This is a genomic window from Sorangium sp. So ce693 (assembly GCF_051521375.1).
Classification (GTDB): Bacteria; Myxococcota_A; Polyangia; order Polyangiales; family Polyangiaceae; genus Sorangium; species Sorangium atrum.
In genome coordinates this window covers 5,939,214-5,957,500 of record NZ_CP150347.1, presented here as the reverse complement: position 1 = coordinate 5,957,500, position 18,287 = coordinate 5,939,214, and the positions used below count along the sequence as shown (strand labels likewise).

Annotated in this window: 11 protein-coding genes; 6 read left to right on the top strand and 5 right to left on the bottom strand. The window is 71.3% G+C overall.

The window, feature by feature from the left end; genetic code table 11:
- The first annotated feature begins 333 nt into the window (after positions 1 to 333).
- Positions 334 to 5,238, top strand: a complete 4,905-nt coding sequence (locus tag WMF14_RS22320; RefSeq protein WP_437803489.1) for an Lhr family helicase — start codon at positions 334 to 336, stop codon at positions 5,236 to 5,238.
- A 248-nt stretch (positions 5,239 to 5,486) separates the two neighbouring features.
- Here WMF14_RS22320 and WMF14_RS22315 read toward each other — a convergent pair whose 3' ends face one another.
- A complete protein-coding gene (locus WMF14_RS22315; protein WP_272099874.1) occupies positions 5,487 to 5,801 on the bottom strand; it encodes a KGG domain-containing protein in 315 nt (104 codons plus the stop codon).
- An 860-nt stretch (positions 5,802 to 6,661) separates the two neighbouring features.
- Here WMF14_RS22315 and WMF14_RS22310 point away from each other — a divergent pair.
- The 3 genes from WMF14_RS22310 to WMF14_RS22300 all read left to right on the top strand — a co-directional run bounded on the left by WMF14_RS22310 (position 6,662) and on the right by WMF14_RS22300 (position 10,443).
- A complete protein-coding gene (locus WMF14_RS22310) occupies positions 6,662 to 7,870 on the top strand; it encodes a hypothetical protein (RefSeq protein WP_272099872.1) in 1,209 nt (402 codons plus the stop codon).
- A gap of 340 nt (positions 7,871 to 8,210) precedes the next feature.
- The gene (locus WMF14_RS22305) at positions 8,211 to 9,851 is read left to right on the top strand and encodes a pre-peptidase C-terminal domain-containing protein (protein WP_437803488.1); all 1,641 of its coding nucleotides are present in this window, start codon (positions 8,211 to 8,213) and stop codon (positions 9,849 to 9,851) included.
- A gap of 319 nt (positions 9,852 to 10,170) precedes the next feature.
- Complete coding sequence (locus tag WMF14_RS22300) at positions 10,171 to 10,443, top strand: hypothetical protein (RefSeq protein WP_437330642.1); 273 nt, start codon at positions 10,171 to 10,173, stop codon at positions 10,441 to 10,443.
- A gap of 87 nt (positions 10,444 to 10,530) precedes the next feature.
- Here the strand turns inward: WMF14_RS22300 and WMF14_RS22295 are convergent, their stop codons facing one another.
- The gene (locus WMF14_RS22295) at positions 10,531 to 11,169 is read right to left on the bottom strand and encodes a response regulator (RefSeq protein ID WP_272099866.1); all 639 of its coding nucleotides are present in this window, start codon (positions 11,167 to 11,169) and stop codon (positions 10,531 to 10,533) included.
- A gap of 363 nt (positions 11,170 to 11,532) precedes the next feature.
- On the opposite strand from WMF14_RS22295, the gene WMF14_RS22290 reads away from it, so the two are divergent.
- Positions 11,533 to 12,459, top strand: a complete 927-nt coding sequence (locus WMF14_RS22290; protein WP_437803487.1) for a lysophospholipid acyltransferase family protein — start codon at positions 11,533 to 11,535, stop codon at positions 12,457 to 12,459.
- Positions 12,460 to 12,634: 175 nt separating this feature from the next.
- Here the strand turns inward: WMF14_RS22290 and WMF14_RS22285 are convergent, their stop codons facing one another.
- From WMF14_RS22285 to WMF14_RS22275, 3 genes are all read right to left on the bottom strand, one after another.
- Positions 12,635 to 13,387, bottom strand: coding sequence for an ABC transporter ATP-binding protein (locus tag WMF14_RS22285; RefSeq protein ID WP_437803486.1), 753 nt, complete (start codon positions 13,385 to 13,387; stop codon positions 12,635 to 12,637).
- Positions 13,388 to 13,449: 62 nt separating this feature from the next.
- The gene (locus WMF14_RS22280; protein ID WP_437803485.1) at positions 13,450 to 15,000 is read right to left on the bottom strand and encodes a hypothetical protein; all 1,551 of its coding nucleotides are present in this window, start codon (positions 14,998 to 15,000) and stop codon (positions 13,450 to 13,452) included.
- A gap of 327 nt (positions 15,001 to 15,327) precedes the next feature.
- A complete protein-coding gene (locus tag WMF14_RS22275) occupies positions 15,328 to 16,479 on the bottom strand; it encodes an alpha/beta fold hydrolase (protein ID WP_437803484.1) in 1,152 nt (383 codons plus the stop codon).
- A gap of 1,446 nt (positions 16,480 to 17,925) precedes the next feature.
- Here WMF14_RS22275 and WMF14_RS22270 point away from each other — a divergent pair.
- Entirely contained in the window at positions 17,926 to 18,153 is a 228-nt protein-coding gene (locus tag WMF14_RS22270) for a hypothetical protein (protein ID WP_272099857.1), read from the top strand.
- Positions 18,154 to 18,287 lie beyond the last annotated feature (134 nt).

Here is an 18,287-nt window from a genome sequence, read left to right as displayed (position 1 = left end):
GGGTGGGTCCACGCGGCGGGGGCGGGCGGGCGCGCTGGAGCACCGACCGAGGTGCCATGAGGCTCCCGGAGGCTCGAGGTTTCAGGCGCGCCTTATGTGGCGCGCAACATGACGTCCCAGGTGGCATGGCCCGAAGGGAGACATGCCGGGCGGTGTTCCACGCGTAAGCTCCAGGTCCCCGCCTTGGCGGATGGCCAGCGCCCGCCCGCCCCCGCCGCGTGGACCCACCCGCCGGCGCGGCTGGAACGATCTGTTGCGCCGCCTCCCGCCGCGAGGGATGGCTCTTGCATACAAGCGCTCCCCGCTCAGGCAGGGACCGCGCAAGCGCCGCCGATGGCCAAGAGACGCCCCCCCGCACCCGATCCGCTCGACCGCTTCCACCCCGCCACCCAGGCGTGGTTCCGCGCGGCTTTCGACGCGCCCACGCCCGCTCAGGTGCAGGGCTTCCCCCCCATCCTCGACGGCGCCTCCACCCTGCTGCTCGCGCCGACGGGCTCGGGCAAGACGCTCGCCGCGTTCCTTGCGGCCATCGACCGGCTCATGGCATCGCCCGAGCCCGAGGCCGCCGAGCGCTGCCGCGTCGTCTACGTATCGCCCCTCAAGGCGCTCGCGATCGACGTCGAGCGCAACCTGCGCGCGCCGCTCGCCGGCATCGCCGCCGCCGCCGAGCGCCTCGGCCTGCCCTACCGCGTCCCCCAGGTCGGCGTGCGCTCCGGCGATACAAAGCCCGAGGATCGTGCGCGGCTCGCCAAGAAGCCGCCGGACATCCTCATCACCACCCCGGAGTCGCTCTACCTCCTGCTCACCGCCGCCGCGCGCGACCGGCTGCGCGCCGTCGAGACCGTCATCATCGACGAGATCCACGCGCTCGTCGCGACGAAGCGCGGGGCGCACCTGGCCCTGTCCCTCGAGCGGCTCGAGGCGCTCCGCTCCGCGCCGCGGCCCATGCAGCGCATCGGGCTGTCCGCCACGCAGCGGCCGCTCGACGAGGTCGCGCGGCTGCTCGGCGGCGGCGAGACCGACGGCGCCGGCGGGCGCTTCGCGCCGCGGCCGGTGACCCTCGTCGACGCGAGCGCCCCCAAGGCCCTGGAGCTCCGCATCGAGGTGCCCGTCGAGGACATGACCAAGCTCGGCGAGGCCGCCCGCGCGGGCGACGGCCCGAGGGGGGCGCCCGCCGAGCCGGCGCAGCGCTCGATCTGGCCGAGCATCCACCCGCGCCTCGTCGAGCTCGTCCGCGCCCACCGCACCACGATGATCTTCGTGAACAGCCGGCGCCTCGCCGAGCGCCTCGCCGCGGCGCTCAACGACACCGCCGGCGCCGAGATCGCGCTCGCGCACCACGGATCGATCGCCCGCGAGCAGCGGCAGCAGATCGAGGAGCGGCTCAAGGCGGGCCTCCTGCCGTGCATCGTCGCGACCTCGTCGCTGGAGCTCGGCCTCGATCTCGGCTCCGTCGACCTCGTGATCCAGCTCGAGGCGCCGCCGTCGGTCGCCGCCGGGCTCCAGCGCGTCGGGCGCGCAGGGCACGAGGTCTCCGGCACGTCGCGCGGCGTCGTCTTCCCGAAGCACCGCGGCGACCTGCTCGCGTGCGCCGCGGCCGCGTCCCGCATGCGCGAAGGCAAGGTCGAGGCGACCCTGTACCCGAGGAACCCGCTCGACGTCCTCGCCCAGCAGATCGTCGCCATCGCCTCGATGGACACGCTCCACGTCGACGCGCTCTTCTCGCTCGTGCGCCGGGCGGCGCCCTTCGCCGAGCTGCCCCGCGCGAGCTTCGAGGGCGTGCTCGACATGCTCTCCGGCCGCTACCCCTCCGACGAGTTCGCCGAGCTCCGGCCCCGCATCGTCTGGGACCGGGTGGGCGGCGCCGTGCGCGCCAGGAAGGGCGCGAAGCGCCTCGCCGTCGTGAACGCCGGCACCATCCCCGACCGCGGCCTCTACGGCGTCTTCCTGGACACCGGCGGCGACGCAGCGCGCCCCGGCCGGCGCGTCGGGGAGCTCGACGAGGAGATGGTCTTCGAGGCCCGCGAGGGCGAGGTCTTCCTCCTCGGCGCCTCCTCGTGGCGCATCACCGACATCACCCACGACCGCGTCCTCGTCGTCCCCGCCCCGGGCGAGCCGGGCAAGATGCCGTTCTGGCGCGGCGACCAGGCCGGGCGCAACGCCGAGCTGGGCGCCTCCATCGGCGCCCTCGCGCGGCGCCTCGCCGCGCTGACCGACGGCGAGGCCGAGCGCGCGCTCGCGGACGAGCTCGGCCTCGACGAGCGCGCGGCCTCGAACCTCGTCCGGTACGTGCGCGACCAGGCCGCGGCCACGGGCGACGTCCCGAGCGACCGCACCCTCGTGATCGAGCGGTTCGTCGACGAGGTCGGCGACCACCGCATCTGCCTCCTCTCGCCGTTCGGCGGCCGCGTCCACGCGCCGCTCGCGACCTGCATCGCCGAGCGGTGCCGCCTCGAGCTCGGCCTCGCCGTCGACACCGTGTGGACCGACGACGGCATCGTCCTGCGGCTGCCCGAGTCGGAGTCGCCCCCCGACGCGAAGCAGCTCCTGCCGCAGGCCGACCAGGTGGAGGATCTGCTCGTCCGCGCCCTCGGCGACACCGCCCTCTTCGCCTCGCGCTTCCGCGAGTGCGCGGGCCGGGCGCTGCTCCTGCCGCGCAAGTTCCCCGGCAAGCGCTCGCCGCTCTGGGCCCAGCGCAAGCGCGCCGCCGACCTGCTCGCCGTCGCGTCGCGCTACGGCTCGTTCCCGATCCTGCTCGAGACCTACCGCGAGTGCCTGCGCGACGTCTTCGACCTCACGGCGCTCGAGGATCTCCTCCGGCAGATCGCCGCCCGGAAGGTCCGCGTCGTCACGGTCGACGTCCGCGCGCCCTCGCCGTTCGCGGCCACGCTGCTCTTCACCTACGCCGGCAACTTCATCTACGAGGGCGATCTGCCGCTCGCCGAGCGAAGGGCGCAGGTGCTCACCATCGATCACAGCCGCCTGCGCGAGCTGCTCGGCGAGGCCGAGCTGCGCGAGCTGTTCGACGCGGACGCCGTGCTGGCCCTCGAGGCGTCGCTCCAGCGCCTCGACGGCCGAGCGCCGCTCAAGCACGAGGACCAGGCGCACGATCTCCTGCTCTCGCTCGGCGACCTCACGCGCGACGAGATCGCCCGGCGCGCGGTCGGCCCGGACGCCCCACCCGACGCGGCCCGCGAGCGCGCCGACGCGTGGGTCGACGAGCTCGTCCGGGATCGGCGCGCCATCGAGGTCCAGATCGGCGGCGAGCGCCGCGTCGCCGCCGCCGAGGACGCGGGCCGGCTGCGTGACGCCCTCGGCGTGGTGCCGCCCCTTGGCCTCCCGATCGCGTTCCTCGAGCCCGTCGCCGACCCGCTCGGCGAGCTCGTCGCCCGCTACGCGCGCACGCACGGGCCCTTCCGCGCCGACGACGTGGCCCGGCGCTTCGGCCTCGGCCCTGCGCCGGTGCTGGCCGCGCTCGCGCGCCTCGCCGAGCGAGGCCGCGTGGTCGAGGGCGAGTTCCTCCCCGGCGGCCGCGGCCAGGAGTTCTGCGACGCCGAGGTGCTGCGCTCGCTGAAGCGCCGCTCGCTGGCCCGGCTGCGCGCCGAGGTCGAGCCGGTCCCGCCGGAGGCCTACGCCCGCTTCCTCGCCGACTGGCATGGCCTGCACCGCCGCAGGCGCGGCCTCGATGGCCTGCTCGCGGCGCTCGAGCAGCTCCAGGGCGCGCCCCTCTCGGCCTCCGCCCTGGAGGCCGAGATCCTGCCCGCCCGCGTCGAGGGCTACCGGCCCGGCGATCTCGACGCGCTCTGCGCGGCCGGCGAGGTGCTCTGGCGCGGCGTCGAGCCGGTCGGCGACGGCGATGGCCGCGTCGCGCTCTACCTCGCCGAGGCCTTTCCGTACCTCGCCCCGCCGCCTGGCCGCGCCGAGGGGGCGCTCGCCGAGGGCATCCGCGCCGCGCTCGCCCGCCGCGGCGCGCTCTTCTTCTCCGACCTGTCGCGTGAGACGGGCGCCTTCGGCGCGGACCTGCTCGCCGCGCTCTGGGATCTCGTGTGGGCCGGCGAGGTCACGAACGACACGCTCGCCCCGCTGCGCGCCCTCGGCCGCGCGTCCGGATCGAGCGGCCGCCGGCGCGACCGCGACCGCGCTGCGGCCGGCCGCGGCCTCTCGGCGCTGCGGGCGCGCCGGATCGGCCCGCCGGGGAGCGAAGGGCGCTGGTCGCTGCTGTCGTTTCCCGGCGCGTCCGGCGCTGCCGGCGGCGCGTCGTCCGGCGCGCCTGGCGAGACCGAGCGACGCGCGGCGCTCGCCCGCGCGCTGCTCGAGCGCCACGGGGTGCTCACGCGTGAGGCGGCGGCGGTCGAGGGGCTCGCTGGCGGCTTCTCCGCCGTCTACGACGTGCTCCGCGCCATGGAGGAGGCCGGTCAGGCGCGGCGCGGCTATTTCGTCGCCGGGCTGGGCGCCGCGCAGTTCGCGGTGCCCGGCGCCGACGATCGCCTCCGGGCCTGCCGCGAGCCGTCCGACGATCCGCGGACGCTCGTCCTCGCTGCCACGGATCCGGCGAGCCCCTGGGGCGCCGCCGTCCGCTGGCCCGAGCTCCCCGCGCCCGTCGACGGCGGCTCCGAGGGCGCCGTCCGTGGCCCGGTCCGGCCGCAGCGGGCCGCGGGCGCCCTGGTGATCCTGCACGACGGCCGGCTGCTCGCCTGGATGGGCCGCACCGAGCGGAGCCTCACCACGTTCCTGCCGGAGGCCGAGCCGGAGCGCGGCGACGCGATCCGGGCCATCGCGTCGGCGCTCGGGGCGCTCGTCGACGAGGGGCGGCGGCGCGCCGTGCTCGTGGCCACGATCGACGGCGAGCCTGCGCACAGCTCCCCCCTCGCGCGCGCGCTTTCGGACGTGGGCTTCACCTCCGGAGCGCACGGCTACCTCAAGCGGGCCATCGCGCCCGAGGGCGGCGGGTGGCGGCCGCGGCACGTACCGCCCCCGAACGCGCCCGACTGGGCTCGCCGCGCGGCGGCGGCGGGCCTCGATGCACCCGAGGACGAGGTCGACGGCTTCAGGCCGCCGCCCGGGCTCCGCTCGTGGCCCTCCGGGCCTCCGACCGGCGGATGGCGGATGTCGCCCCCCGGCGCACCCGAGGGCGGCGCACACGCCGCGGAGGGCGGCGCGCCGGACGAGAGCGACCTCGACGATGACGATCCGGCGATGTTCGAGGACGGAGCGGGGATCGACGACGGCCCGGAGTAGCCATCGGTCAGGGGCTGGAATGGCTCTCTTCGAGCCCGTGATTCCGAGTACTGGCGTCTGCGTTCCGGCGATCACCACCGTCGACAGCGCACGGGCGTGGCGGAGGGAGCGCTGCGGCGTCGCGCGCGTCGACAGCGCCAAGAAGGACCGCCGAGCAACCGTGAAAGGAAGATCCCTTTCGTGGTTCCTCGGCGGCTCTTCGTGGTCCTCGCGCCCTCGGGGGATCCCGAGAGGCGCGCCAGGACGGCTCAGTTCTGTTGGGGGTGCTCGTCCACCTTCACATGTTGCTCATGGCCTCCGCCGCGCCCCTTCCGGCTCCGGCCCTCGCCGTTCGTCGCCTGACTTCGCGCCTCGGCCCCCTTGCGCCCGATCTCGGCCATGTGCTCGCGGTTCTGACTGACAGCCTCGCCGCCCTTGCGGCCCGCTGCGCGCGCCTCCTCCGACGTGAACTCATGCGCCGTGCCCTTCTCATGAGCGGCCTTTCCGCCCTGACTCGCGATCTGGCGCTGCTGCTCCGCGTTCATCGCTGCGAAGCCACGCTTGCTCTCGCTGGTTTGTCCCATGAATCACTCCTCGGATGGATTGCCTTGTGAACGCCACTCGACGACCGTGGCTACCTGCTGCTTGGCCACATCAGGCCGGCGGTGCCGGCGACGCCGGGGCCATGCTGCAACGCGGGTGCCAGGCGGGGAGCTCGGACGAATCCGCCGATGCGTCGAGGCCGGACAATTGATGACCGTCGGGTCGCCTGGCGTGTCCTCTCGAGGGCTCGCTGTGGCAAATTGCCTCACTGTGCGCGCCGCCGTGTCTGGTCGCCCCACTCTGCGAGCTCCGCCGTGACAGGCTCATTGGACGCGTCCGGTCGTTCGGATCGTCTTCTGTCTCTCTCGCTGATCGAACGAGCCGGCGAGATGACTGTCATCATTGCGCAACACAAGAGCTCACCGTGGCCCTGTCAGGACTCGCCTGTGCGGCCGCCGCTGCTGAGGATCGAGCGTCTGGCGTCTCGGATGGCTCCCTTGCGTTCTGTCCGCTCCCACGGACCTGTTGATTCTCGTGGAGTTGTTATTTTGCGGTGACATGGTTGCGCCTCGATGGCCGAGGGGCCACCTTGACGGCTCTTGTGACGGCAGCTTTCAGGTGGGGCGTCGAAGGGCTGCGCCGCTGGCGCGTCGCGCCTTGACAACACGATGCCGCTGCCGCTCTCGTTGCACTGCATCATCACCTTCAGCGCCCGGCCCGACGACGAGGCTTCCGGGCGGCCGGGGTGACGGCATTGCAGGAGATTCACATGGCGCTTGCGATCCAGGGGGCCCGTCTCGATGGGGGCCAGCTCTGCTCAACGAACATGACATCATGGCCTCGCCGCGCGTGCGGCCGCTCTCCGGGCTGCGCGCGCGGCGCGGGCCTGGTCGCGCTATCCATGGCGCTCCTCGCCGGCTGCGGCGGTGCCAGCGGCGCGGCGCCCGCGGAGACCCCTGCGCCGGGCCCCGCGCCCGCGCCCGCGGCGAAGGAGCCTTTCGACATCGAGGAGGCGCTCGCCCGCGAGGCGGGCGAGCTGCCCGCCAGGGAGCTCCGCGCCGCGGACTGGTCGGCGCGCGTGTTCGGGGCAGGGGAGGCGAAGATCGAGCCGAAGGAGAAGCTCGTCGCGATCTCCATCCCCCTCGGCACGGACACCCATGTCGAGTGCTTCGTCTACAATACGATGCTCGACTCGGGCGAGGTGATAAGGAACTTCATCGAGCTGCTCGACCCTGCGAAGGTGGAGGTCGCTCGCGTCGTTCCCTGGGAGGTGAGCGTGCACCGGGAGAGCCCCGCGGTGTTCGTGCAGGCCCTCTACCTCGTCCCGACCGCCGGCGGGAAGGCCGCCGGCCTGCTCAAGATCGCGCTGCACGCGGACAGGGCGCGCCCCATCGCCTGCCTGCATGACGAGGTCGGGTATGTCCGCACGTTCGAGCGGCTCGCCAAGGGGCTGTTCGACTCGTTCGAGTCGAAGAGCGCCGCCCCGAAGCCCGAGTACACGGACACCGTGATCCTGCGCCTCGACAAGGTGCCTGTCGGCTTCGAGACGAGCGATCTGCTCAAGGACGACGCCGGCCAGCGGCGATGGCTCTCCCGCTCGGCCTCCTTCCTTCCGCGTGACCCAAAATCTCTGCACATCGAGGACGAGGCGTCGAACGTGCTCATCGATCCTCAGGGGCAGATCAAGGAAGGCGTCTGGATCGAGACGTCGGGAGGCAAGGCGAACCACCGTATCGAGCTGTCCCAGAGGAAGAACTTCGAGTACGAGTACTCGGGGGAGGTCGAGGGCAAGAAGGTCCAAGGGACGTTCACGCCGGCGGCCAAGGCGTGGCTCGCGTCGCCCGTCGCCACCGCCTCGGCGCTCGCCCGGCTCCTCAAGAAGAAAGGCTCCTTCGACCTGAAGCAGCAGGAATACATGCCCAGCGTCGATCCGACGAAGCCCGTCGACGTCCAGTACCTCCGCGACGCCTCGGGCGCTGTCACGGTCTCTCTGAAGACCATGCGCCTCGTGGGCAGCCTCGCGCCGGACGGCCGTCCGGAAGCGTTCGAGATCTCCGCCGGTCCGCCCAAGCTGACCATCCAGCGAGCCTACGTCAGGGGCAAGCTGTAAACCCACCCGCGGCTGCGCTTCCGGGCCTGTCCGGGAGCGCCAAGGCGCTCGCCGACGGCCATGCGCGGTGGGCCTCGCTGGTCGGACACAATCGAGCGCAATCGCCAGCCGGCGCCGTCGAGGGAGCCGGTTCCTGTGAAATTGAAAAGTTATCACACAGATGAAATGTCATCGGGTGCGCTGGCTGGCTTCAACGCTTGAGTATCGTCGTCATTTTTATCGATTCATGACGATTTGGTGATCCTGCCACGCTCAGATCAGGTTATATAACCCCTCCCGGTCGGCCGAACGACTCTTCGCTGGAACAAAGAATCATTTCTTCGAGCGGAAGGAGCTCTCAATGCGCTCTGTGAGATCGCGTAGATCGCGTGTCTGCGGCTCGGCCAGCTTCAAGCTTGGCGTAATGGTCGTGGGTGTATTCGCCCTTACGGCCTGCGTGTCGGATCTCGAGGACGAGCCGGTCGAGGACGTCGGCAGCAGCCGCGAAAGCTTCGAGGCGTTCGAGAGGGCTGCGTTCCGCGAGCCTGACTCTGGTGTCTACATTGTCAATGGGGACACGCCCGTCGCCGACATCAAGCATCTCCGGGAGTTCTGGGAGACGTACGTACGCGATGGCGCGCTCATCGTGCAACGCAGCGGCGGCAGCGATGTGGTCTGGTCGGCGGCCCAGAAGAAGAGCATCACCTACTGCGTGAGCACGACCTTCGGCGCGCGCTATGCCGCCGTCGTGGCGGCCATGGCTGCCGCCACGGCTTCCTGGGAGAGCTCTGCAGATGTCGATTACATCTACCAGAGCGCTCAGGACGCGAGCTGCACTGCTGGCAACAGCAACGTCGTCTTCGACGTGAGGCCGACGAACTCCGGCGGCCAGTACATCGCGCGGGCGTTCTTCCCCAACGATGCGCGATCGGTGCGGAACGTGCTGATCGACTTCAACGAGCTCGAGGGATCCGGCGTCGCGCTCGAGGCAGCCCTCCGGCACGAGCTCGGCCACACGCTCGGCTTCCGGCACGAGCACACGCGCCCCGAGGCGGGCGCCTGCTTCGAGGACGACGCGTGGCGCGCGTTGACCACGTATGACTCGGATTCCGTCATGCACTATCCCCAGTGCAACGGCACGGGCGACTGGGGCTTCGCGCTGACCACAAGAGACATCCAGGGCGCCCAGGCGCTCTACGGCCCGCCTGGTGGAGGCGGCGGAGCCGGTGGAGCCGGCGGTAGCGGCGGCGCTGGTGGAGGCGGCGGCAACGGCGGCGCTGGTGGAGCCGGCGGTGGCGGTGGAGCCGGCGGTAGCGGCGGCGCTGGTGGAGGCGGCGGCAACGGCGGCGCTGGTGGAGGCGGCGGCAGCACGACGGTGACCGAGAAGTTCAGCAGCAGCGTCAACGCTGGTGCGTTCGTGGACATCGGATCGAGCGCCGGTTTCGCTGTCACGCCGGGGACGGGCCTCACCGTGGTGATGACGGGCGCCGGCGATCCCGACCTTTACGTGAAGTTCGGATCGGCGCCCACGACCGCCTCGTACAGCTGCCGCCCGTACCTCTCCGGGGCGTCCGAGACCTGCACGTTGACCGTGCCGACAGGGCAAACCAAGGCGTACGTCAAGGTCAGAGGGTACACAGCGGCCACCTGCAACGTGGCGGTGACCTATACCCGACCGAGCGACGCCAGCGGCAGCGGTACGGCCACGTCGGCCACCTTCAGCGGTCGCCTCGCGGCGGGCGCATCGGCGTCGCACGGGCCCCTCTCGGTGGTTCCTGGCACGAGCTTCCGGCTCGTGATGACCGGCACCGGTGACCCTGATCTCTACGTGAGGTTCGGCGCCGCTCCGACCCTGACCTCGTACGACTGCCGTCCGTATCTGGACGGCGCCGCGGAGACCTGCAATCTGACGGTCCCGGCGGGGCAGACGCAGGCCTTCCTCTCGGTGAACGGCTTCGCGGCCAGCACATATCAGCTCAGCGCGACCTACACGGCTCCTTGAAAAAGCGGGGCGCATCTTCATGCGCTCCGCGGGGCCCCGCTGACGCACCGGGCCATCCGAGGCAATGGATTGGCCGAATGGTCGCCCAACCGGGTGTGCTCCCACCCATCGACGGCATCTTTTCGACGTGACGCGACGCGCCTCTGCTGGCGGCGACCTGGACACCACCGCTGACGAACCCTCGATACGGGGAGGTGGGTATCAGGCGCAGGATGAGCAGAGTACGGAGAGTCCATCGTCCAATCTGCGAGCGACATTCTGCACAAAAATCGTCACCGAAAATTGGGCACCTCAAGTGAACCCTTCCTAGGGTGCTCTCATGGACAAGAAAATTTTAGCCGCAACTCTCCTGCAGGCGCTCGCCATGGCTCAACGCGAAGGACGCTCCGAGACACTCGATTCGCTGGTCGAGAAGCTGCGCGTTCGCCGCCGCGATGTCCGCGGCACGCTGACCCTGCTCCACCGCCAGGGCATGCTGGACGTGCTCCACATGCGACTCACGCTCTCCGGGTTCGCCATCGGCTCGGCGCTCATCGGAAAGACGCTGCCGGCGCTCCGGGCCGCGCCGCGGGCTTCCACCGCGGCGGCGTGAGCCAGCGCCGCGCTGCACGCCACGCGCGGTGAGGGCGGCGCGCGAGCTTCCAGAGCTCGCCACGCGCCCCCCGCGCGACGCCGCATCCTAGGCCTCGACGAGGCCCGCTCGCACCGCGAGGCGGGTCAGGTCGGCCACGCTGTGCGTCGCCACCTTCGCGCAGAGCCGCGCCCGGTGCGTCTCGACCGTCTTCACGCTGATCGAGAGCTGGACGGCGACCTCCTTCGCCGAGAGACCCATCGCGAGCAGCCGGAGCACCTGCCGCTCCCGGTCGCTCAGCGCGGCCACAATGTCGCCGCGGGCGGCGCCGTCGCGCCGCTGGAGCGCGCGCACCATCGCGGCGCTCACGTCCGGCGATACGGCCGTGCGCCCCCGGACGACGGTGCGCAGCGCCTCCACGAGATCGGCGAGCCGGCTCTGCTTCGACAGATATCCATCGGCTCCAGCCCGCATCGCCTCGGCGACCCGGAACTCATCGCGGTGCATCGAGAGCACGATGACGCGGAGCTCCGCGATGCCCTTGAGCTCCCGGATGAGGTCGACGCCGCTGCGGTCGGCGAGGCCGAGCTCGATCACCGCCACCTGACAGCGGTGGACCTCCTGCGCTCGGAGCGCCTCCTGCCCGCTTGCAGCCTGAACGACCTCGCTCACCCCCGGCTGCGACGTCAGCGCGTACGCCAGCGCTTCCCGGACGACGTTCTGGTCATCGACGAGCAGGATATTCATGTCGAAGGCCCCCCTTACCAAAGGGCCTTGTAACAGACTACTTTGAGCTCCATGAACCTGTTTTCTCGGTAAGGGTTCGCCTGGCGACGGCGATTCGATTCCTGTGGTGCTGGACTGGGCTCCTCGCAGAATCGCCTTGGACGAGCGCAGGAGAGAAATCGACGTAGGGACGATGGTCCTGGAGCGTCGTTTCATCCGAGCGGGGCGTTGTGCCTCGGTGGGGACGCACGCGCTCCTTGAGCCTGCAGCCCGCAGCCCGCGCGTCTCGTGACGAGCCCTCGGCAGGCTTCGCCACGGCGGCGCGGGGCCCGGGCTCGATGCCTCTCCCTTGGCCGTTATGTTTGCGGTAGATAGGCATGCCTCATGGCTCGCCCGCTCGGAGCGCTCTTCTCCGGTCTACGACATGACTCGGCCTTCTGGCGCCGCGCCCTCACCGCGGGTGTCACGCGCGGGCCGGACCCCTTGGTGCGCCATAGCCCTCCGCTCTTCGGCGTGATCTTCGCGGCCGCGCTCCCCGAGCTGCGCCGGCGCGTCGAGGAGAACCTCCGCCGCGTTCGCGGGCCGCGGTCGCGCCTCGTCGACCTGCTCGACAGCAGCGCGGTGTTCGCCGCCTATGGAAGCTGCATCACCGAGGCGCTGCTGCTCGCGAGCGATCGCGGGTACACGGTGGTGCGGCGCTCCCGGGGCGTCGAGCACTACCACGCGTGCGCCGCGGCAGGCCGGGGGGTCATCATCGTCACCGCGCACACAGGGGGCTGGGACATCGCCGGCCAGATCCTGGGCGTTGTGCACCCGGCGGGCGTCATGCTGGCGATGCAGCGGGAACGGGACGCCGAGGCGCGCGCGATCCAGGATGCGGCGCGGCAGCGCGCTGGTGTCCAGGTGGTCCACATCGGCGAAGGGCCGCTGGACGCCCTGCCGCTCCTCAAGCACCTGCAGCGAGGCGGCGCGGTCGCGGTGCAGATCGATCGCGCGCCGCCCGGGATGCGCAGCCGGGAGGTCACGTTCCTCGGCGGCCGCTGGCGAGCGCCCGAGGGGCCGATCGCGCTCGCCGCGATGAGCGGCGCGCCGATCTTGCCCGTGTTCACGCACCGCCTCGGCTTCCTCGATTACGAGGCGGTCGTGGCGCCGCCGATCCGGCTCGCCCGCCGGGCGACCGAGGAGGAACGGGACGCGGCGGCGGCCGAGATGATGGGCGCCCTGGAGCGCTTCGTCCGGGCTCACCCGACGCAGTGGTTCCACTTCTCCGGCGACGGCCCGGTCGCGCCGGCGGAGGGCGGGGCGGGTTGAGCTGAACAGCGGAGAAGGCAGCAAGTGGACCGATGAGCGCAAAGCACGCAAAGGAGGAGAGGAGGATACGAGCCGAAAGAACGCCGGAGACATCGAGAGCAGAGATTCCTCTCCGTCTCCTCGTGACGCCTTTCTCTCTTGTTCCAGGGGTGCCTTGCGCGGCGCGGGCGCTGCTCTACAGCGGCCCTTCGGTCAGCCCGTGGACGAATTGCCTCACGCGCGGGTCGTCGCTCGCCTTCGCTTCTGCGGTGGTGCCGTCGAAGATGAGCCGTCCGCGGTAGAGCATCCCCACCCGGTCGGTGACCGTGAGCAGCCGGTCGAGATCGCTCGAGACCATCACCACGGTCGCGTTCATCGCCCTCTGCTCGGCGCGGAGCAGGTCGAAGATGCGCTGCGACGTGACCGGGTCGAGGCCGGCCGCGGGCTCGTCGTAAAGGACGATCTCGCCGCGCGCGATCGTGGCGCGGGCGACGCCCACGCGCTTCTTCTGGCCGCCGGACAGCCCCGCCGGTGTCCGCCCCTCGAAGCCCGCGAGGGACACCGCGCGGAGCCGCTCCGCGACCCGCTCCTCGATCTCGTCCTCGCTGAGATCGTAGAGGCGGCGCAGAGGGAACGCGATGTTCTCTCCGACGGTCATGTAGTCGAACAGCGCGTTGTTCTGGAACAGCATCCCGAACTTGAGGCGGAACGTCTGGAGCTCGAGCTCGCTGAGCGCGTGGACGTCCTTCCCATCGACGAGCACGCGCCCGTGATCCGGCCGCAGGAGCCCGGTGATCATCTTGAGCAGCACGCTCTTGCCCGAGGCGCCCGGCCCGATGAGCCCGTAGAGGCAGCCGGCCGGCACGTCGAGGTCGACGCCACGGAGGACCGGCATGCCCCCGAAGCTCTTCGTCAGCTGCTCGATCTGGATCATCGGTCGCGTGGACACGGTCGCCGGGGAGGGGCGCCCCAGCCTCGTCGTTCGGCGGGGGAGGGGCGCGCCGGTCTCCTTTACTTGAAACTCGTCCGGGCGACGTCGAGCCGCGGGTGGGAAGGGAACGACATCCCGCGGATTTGCCCGGAGATGCACGAAGCGATGCTCGGGTTCGACGGGCTCGTCGTGACGGTGACCCCCACGGCGCGGCCGTTCTGCACCGCGGCGCAGACGTTCACCTCCATGCTCGACGGCACGTTGCACGCATTCAGGTACGTGCCGCGGTTCAGGACGTTGCCGTAGGCGCCCGCCGTGAGATCGGGCGCGCCGTTGTTGCCTATCTTGTATTCCTCGACGTAGCGCGCCTGCGCCGCCTCACAGCTCAGGCCGCCGCCGAGCGTCGGGTAGCTGCCGCCGCCGGCCGGCCGCGCCCCGCCCCCGGCGCGCCCCGTCTTGCCGCTGCCGAGGCCGGCGTCGACCTCGATCGCGACGCGGTCGGTGGCGCCCTGCACCGCGAGCTCCTGCTCCTTGTGGCTGCGCTCGCGGTACCACCAGCCCGCGCCCGCGGCGAGGATGACGCCCATCAGGGCCAGACCGAGCAGCGCCTTGTACTGCGTGCCCTGCTTCTCGGCCGACACGACGGCGTCGAGCGCGCGCTTCTCCTGCACGATGTCCCGGTTCAGCTTCGCCTGCTCGGCGAACGGGGCGAACTCCTCCCAGTCCTGGATCGCGCGCTCCTCCGCGGAGAACGTGTCGCGCAGCACCTGATCCCCCGTGAAGGAGCCGGACGCGATCTGCTGGAGCAGCTCCACGGACGAGAACGGCCCATGGTCCATGCCGTCCTTGATGACGACGTACCGCGGCCGCGGATCGGACTCGAGGGCGGCCTTGAGATCCGCGAGCTTGCGGGTCGGATCGTTGCCGTGCAGGCGCTGCGGCTGGTTGACCGGGATGGCGACCGCGAACGGTCCGTCCCCGGAGACCGCCTGGATCCTCGGCACGGACGGCGCTGACGGGACGCGCGCTTCCTCTTGGTGCCCGGTCGGCGGCATCATCGAGAGGTTGACGTCGACCTCGAACTCGCCGTCGGCATCGAGGTGCGACGTGTCGGCGCTCGGGGGCTGCTCCGACGCGCTCGGGACGATCTGATAGAGCGCCTGCGCGAGGGCGGCGAGATCCGCCGGGCGGTGCTTCGGATCGGCCACGAGCGACTTGCCTAGCACCGTTTCCAGCGCGGGCGGCAGGTCCGGGATCACGTCCGCCGGACGCCGCATCCCGGGGCCGACGCTGCTGTTCGTGAGCATCTCGTAGAGGATGGCCCCGATCGCGAAGACGCTCGCGCGCGCGTCGCCCTCGTTGCCCTTGCGCTCCTCGGGCGCCAGGCAGGCGCGGTCGCGCGGCAGGAGCGGAGGGGTGTGGGCGAGCTCCTCGATCAGCTGGATCGTGCCGTTCGCGCCGTGACCGAGGCACGAGGGGTGCACGAACATGGTCCGCCCCTGCGCGTGCAGCTCGTGCAGCTGGGTGCAGAGCGGCACGGCGAGGCCGATGGCCTCGCGGATGTCGAAGCGGCGACCGGTCGCGCGGCGCGACTCCATCTCGGCGCGGAGCGTGCCGGCGGGGATGGACATTCCGGCCGGCAAGGGTGTGAGCAGGGGCTGAACCTGAGAAGACATCGGGGACGAACACTACGACAACACGCCGGGTCCGCTCAACGCCGCACCGCAACGTTGCAGTGTCGACGTGCGGCGAAGCCTGGCGCGAACGTGGGACGAGCAGTGACGGCGTGCGCTTGCGGCGTCAGCGTCCGTCAGCGCGCGTTCAGCGCGCGTTTGCGCTGGTCTGCGCCTGCTCGTGTCGGTCAGCGTCCGTCGGCGCGCGTTTGCGTGCGTCTGCGTCCGGGTGCGGCGGCCGGCGTCCGTCAGCGCGCGCTGGTGTCGATCTGCGTCCGGGGGCGCTCAGCGATCTCGGGCGGCGGCGTCCGCGCCGAGCGCCAGGACGTGCCCTGCGAAGAAGCGGAGCAGGTCGGTCTCGCGCGACTTCGGCCAGCGCGCGTGGTTGATGGCGCCCTTCTTCGCGGAGCAGCGGTTCCGGAGCGCGCAGTGGGGCTCGTCCCTGCTGGCCTCGTCGAGGCGCAGGAACGAGGTGTTCGCGGAGAGCGCGTCGCGCGCGCGCAGCCATCGCTCGACCGACTCACACGGGAACATGTCGTCGCACGCGCGGTAGACGGCCATTGCGGGTGGGGGAGGGCCGGGGCACGCCCACTCGGCGGGCGGCGCGTCGCTGCCGAAGGTGGCGAACGCCGCGACGCGGTCCGCGCGCATCATGGCGTACGTCGCCGCCATGTGGCCGCCGTAGGAGCCGCCGAGCGCGTAGATGCGCCGCCTGTCGACGAGCTTCTTCTCGAGCAGCTGGTCGACGAAGGCGTCGACGGTCACGACGTCGACGTTGCCCTCGCCGGTGAACTCGACGTCGAACGGCGCGGTCGCCGTGTACATCTTCGTGCCGCGCTCGCGCTCGGCCTGGCTCGGCGTCTTGAAGGCGCGGCCCTGGGGCGCGAGCACGATGAAGCCCGCGTGGGCGGGGTCGCCGGTCAGGTTCCACGTGGCGCCGAGCTTGCGCAGGCCCGTCTCCTTGTCGACGCTCGTCGGGTTGTCGCCGTCGGCGTGGAAGAAGACGATGAGCGGCAGCGGCGCGCGCGTCTCCACGCCGCTCGGCGCGATCACGCAGGCGTAGCGGGGCGATCCCTCGGCGTCGCGCGTCTCCAGCACCTGGGCGCCGCGGCACGGCGGCCTGCCGAGCGTCTTGCGGAGCTCTCGTCCGGGGCGCCCCTGCTCGGCGACGCAGCTCCCTTCGCTGGGCGGCCTCGCCTCGGGCGGCTTCGTCGGCGGCGCGGCCGCGCTGGCCGGACCGGCCGCGCGGGCGCCCGCGTCCTGCCGGGCCGCCGAAGGCCGCGGCTGCCCGCCATCGGCCGAGGCTGCGCCGGCGTCCTGCTCGAAGACGCCGAGAAGGTCGCCGCCGTCGACCCCCGACGAGGGCGTGGAGCACGCCGCCGCGATCCACGCTGCGGCGCCGGCGAGCGCGGCGGCGAGGAGGACTCGGCCGCGCAAGGGGACAGGGAAATCGGGCGTCGAGATGCGTCGCGGGCGGGTGCCGGGTCGAGGTCGAGGCACGCGCGCACTCTAGTACGACGTCGGCGGAGCTCCGCCCGGGATTTCTCCTTGGAGACCGCCGGTGAGCTCCGCGATCGCGCTTGCGCGATGCGCCGCGGCGCTGCCGGCGACGGGCTCGGCTGTACTGCTGGCAGCGAGCCGATCGCGCGCGCGGCAGTGGCGTCCCTCGGCAGCCCCGAACGGCTAGAGCGACCAACGGGTTGAAGCCGCCTGAAAAGCGCAGAGTTTCGAACCGCCAAGAACGCCACAAGACGCCAATATATTTGTGTTATTCATGGCGTATTATGGCCTCTTGGTGGCTCATTTCTCGCTTGAACAACGTGATCGGTGTCCTTGCGCATCGATCAGTTTGGAGTCCCGAGGAATCAACAGAAGGGAAGAGAGACCGCAAGGGGCGCAAGGGGAAGGAAAGATAATATCTCGTCTCTGGTCCCTTGCGTCCCTTGCGGTCTCTCTCTTTCCCGCATTCCTTGCCCTTGGAGCTTGCTTCCTGGCAGCTCGGCAGGGCCTCGCAACTCATTGAATCCGAACTCTGTCGCTGGTCCGTACTCCTCAGAGGTCCCGTGGTCGGCGACATCACCCGTGAAGCGGACGAGATCGATCGGGATCCCATCCTTCACGAGATCATCGAGGTTCATCTCCCACGCCTCACCGAGCACGCGCCTCCGGCGCCAGCCCTGTGTTTCGCACGGTCCGCGCACGTGGAGAGAGATCTGAGATGTGCAGGACCCGCAACCTGTGCTCGTGCTCATGGGCCATGCTCGCTCCGACGAGGGTCGCAGGTCCGGCAGATTGGCCCCTTGTCTGGATACGGTCAGAAAGGGCAGGCGGCGGGTTGCAGGGGAGGCAGGAAGTGTCACCGGAGGCGGTCGGAGCGAGCTGGAATGCAGTGAGGCAGCCCCGGGAGACGATCGAAGTAAGAGGCTTTACTCCGAAGCGCCGCCAGGAGGCGATCGGCGCGAGCTGGAACGCGGCGAGGCGCTCCCGGAAGGCGATCGAAGTAAGATGCCTTACTCCGAAGCGCCGCCAGGAGGCGATCGGCGCGAGCTGGACGCGGCGAGGCGCCCCCGGGAGGCGATCGAAGTAAGATGCCTTACTCCGAAGCGCCGCCGGGAGGCGATCGGCGCGAGCTGGAATGCGGTGAGGCGTTCCCAGGCGGCGCCTTGAGTCGGTTGAGCGCGCGGCGAGCGTCGATCCCGACCGGCTCATGGACCGCTCATGAACCATCAGGCCGTGCCCGGCGTGACGCAGCCGCGGACGGCCTCGCTCGGTCGCCCGCCCGCCGGTGCGTCGGCTCCGTGCCCGCCGGGGACGAAATCGCGACGGCAGGCGCCGCTGCCTTGCAGGGGGGCCCTTCATGGCTAGGCTGTCCGCGGCCCACCCATGACGCTCTTCGATATCCTCGTCGGTGCCGCGATCGCGGCGGTCCTTGCTTTCCAGGTCTACGTCACCGTGCGCGTCTTCCGGAGCCGCGTCTACGAGCCCAAGCAGAAGGTCTGGCAAGCGCAGCTCGTCTGGCTCCTGCCGATCATCGGCGCCGGCCTGGTGTTCACGATCCTCCAGGAGGAGGACCGGGCCCACCGCGACGCCTCCTCCCATCTCCGGAGCTGAGCCGGCGCCTCCCGGCCGCGCGGCTACCTCGGGCCACGTGCGGTCGCGTTGAACGGCCGGCCTCGCTCCCCTCTCCGTCCTCTACGCCCATCTGGTCACCCCGGCCCCTCCCCAACGCGGGGGGACCGGTGGAC

What these genes read in the sequence shown, in the direction of transcription:
- WMF14_RS22320 (WP_437803489.1), top strand. Translation starts at nt 334, where the DNA reads ATGGCCAAGAGACGCCCCCCCGCACCCGATCCGCTCGACCGCTTCCAC.
- WMF14_RS22315 (WP_272099874.1), bottom strand. Translation starts at nt 5,801, where the DNA reads ATGGGACAAACCAGCGAGAGCAAGCGTGGCTTCGCAGCGATGAACGCG.
- WMF14_RS22310 (WP_272099872.1), top strand. Translation starts at nt 6,662, where the DNA reads ATGGCGCTCCTCGCCGGCTGCGGCGGTGCCAGCGGCGCGGCGCCCGCG.
- WMF14_RS22305 (WP_437803488.1), top strand. Translation starts at nt 8,211, where the DNA reads ATGCGCTCTGTGAGATCGCGTAGATCGCGTGTCTGCGGCTCGGCCAGC.
- WMF14_RS22300 (WP_437330642.1), top strand. Translation starts at nt 10,171, where the DNA reads ATGGACAAGAAAATTTTAGCCGCAACTCTCCTGCAGGCGCTCGCCATG.
- WMF14_RS22295 (WP_272099866.1), bottom strand. Translation starts at nt 11,169, where the DNA reads ATGAATATCCTGCTCGTCGATGACCAGAACGTCGTCCGGGAAGCGCTG.
- WMF14_RS22290 (WP_437803487.1), top strand. Translation starts at nt 11,533, where the DNA reads ATGGCTCGCCCGCTCGGAGCGCTCTTCTCCGGTCTACGACATGACTCG.
- WMF14_RS22280 (WP_437803485.1), bottom strand. Translation starts at nt 15,000, where the DNA reads ATGTCCATCCCCGCCGGCACGCTCCGCGCCGAGATGGAGTCGCGCCGC.
- WMF14_RS22270 (WP_272099857.1), top strand. Translation starts at nt 17,926, where the DNA reads ATGACGCTCTTCGATATCCTCGTCGGTGCCGCGATCGCGGCGGTCCTT.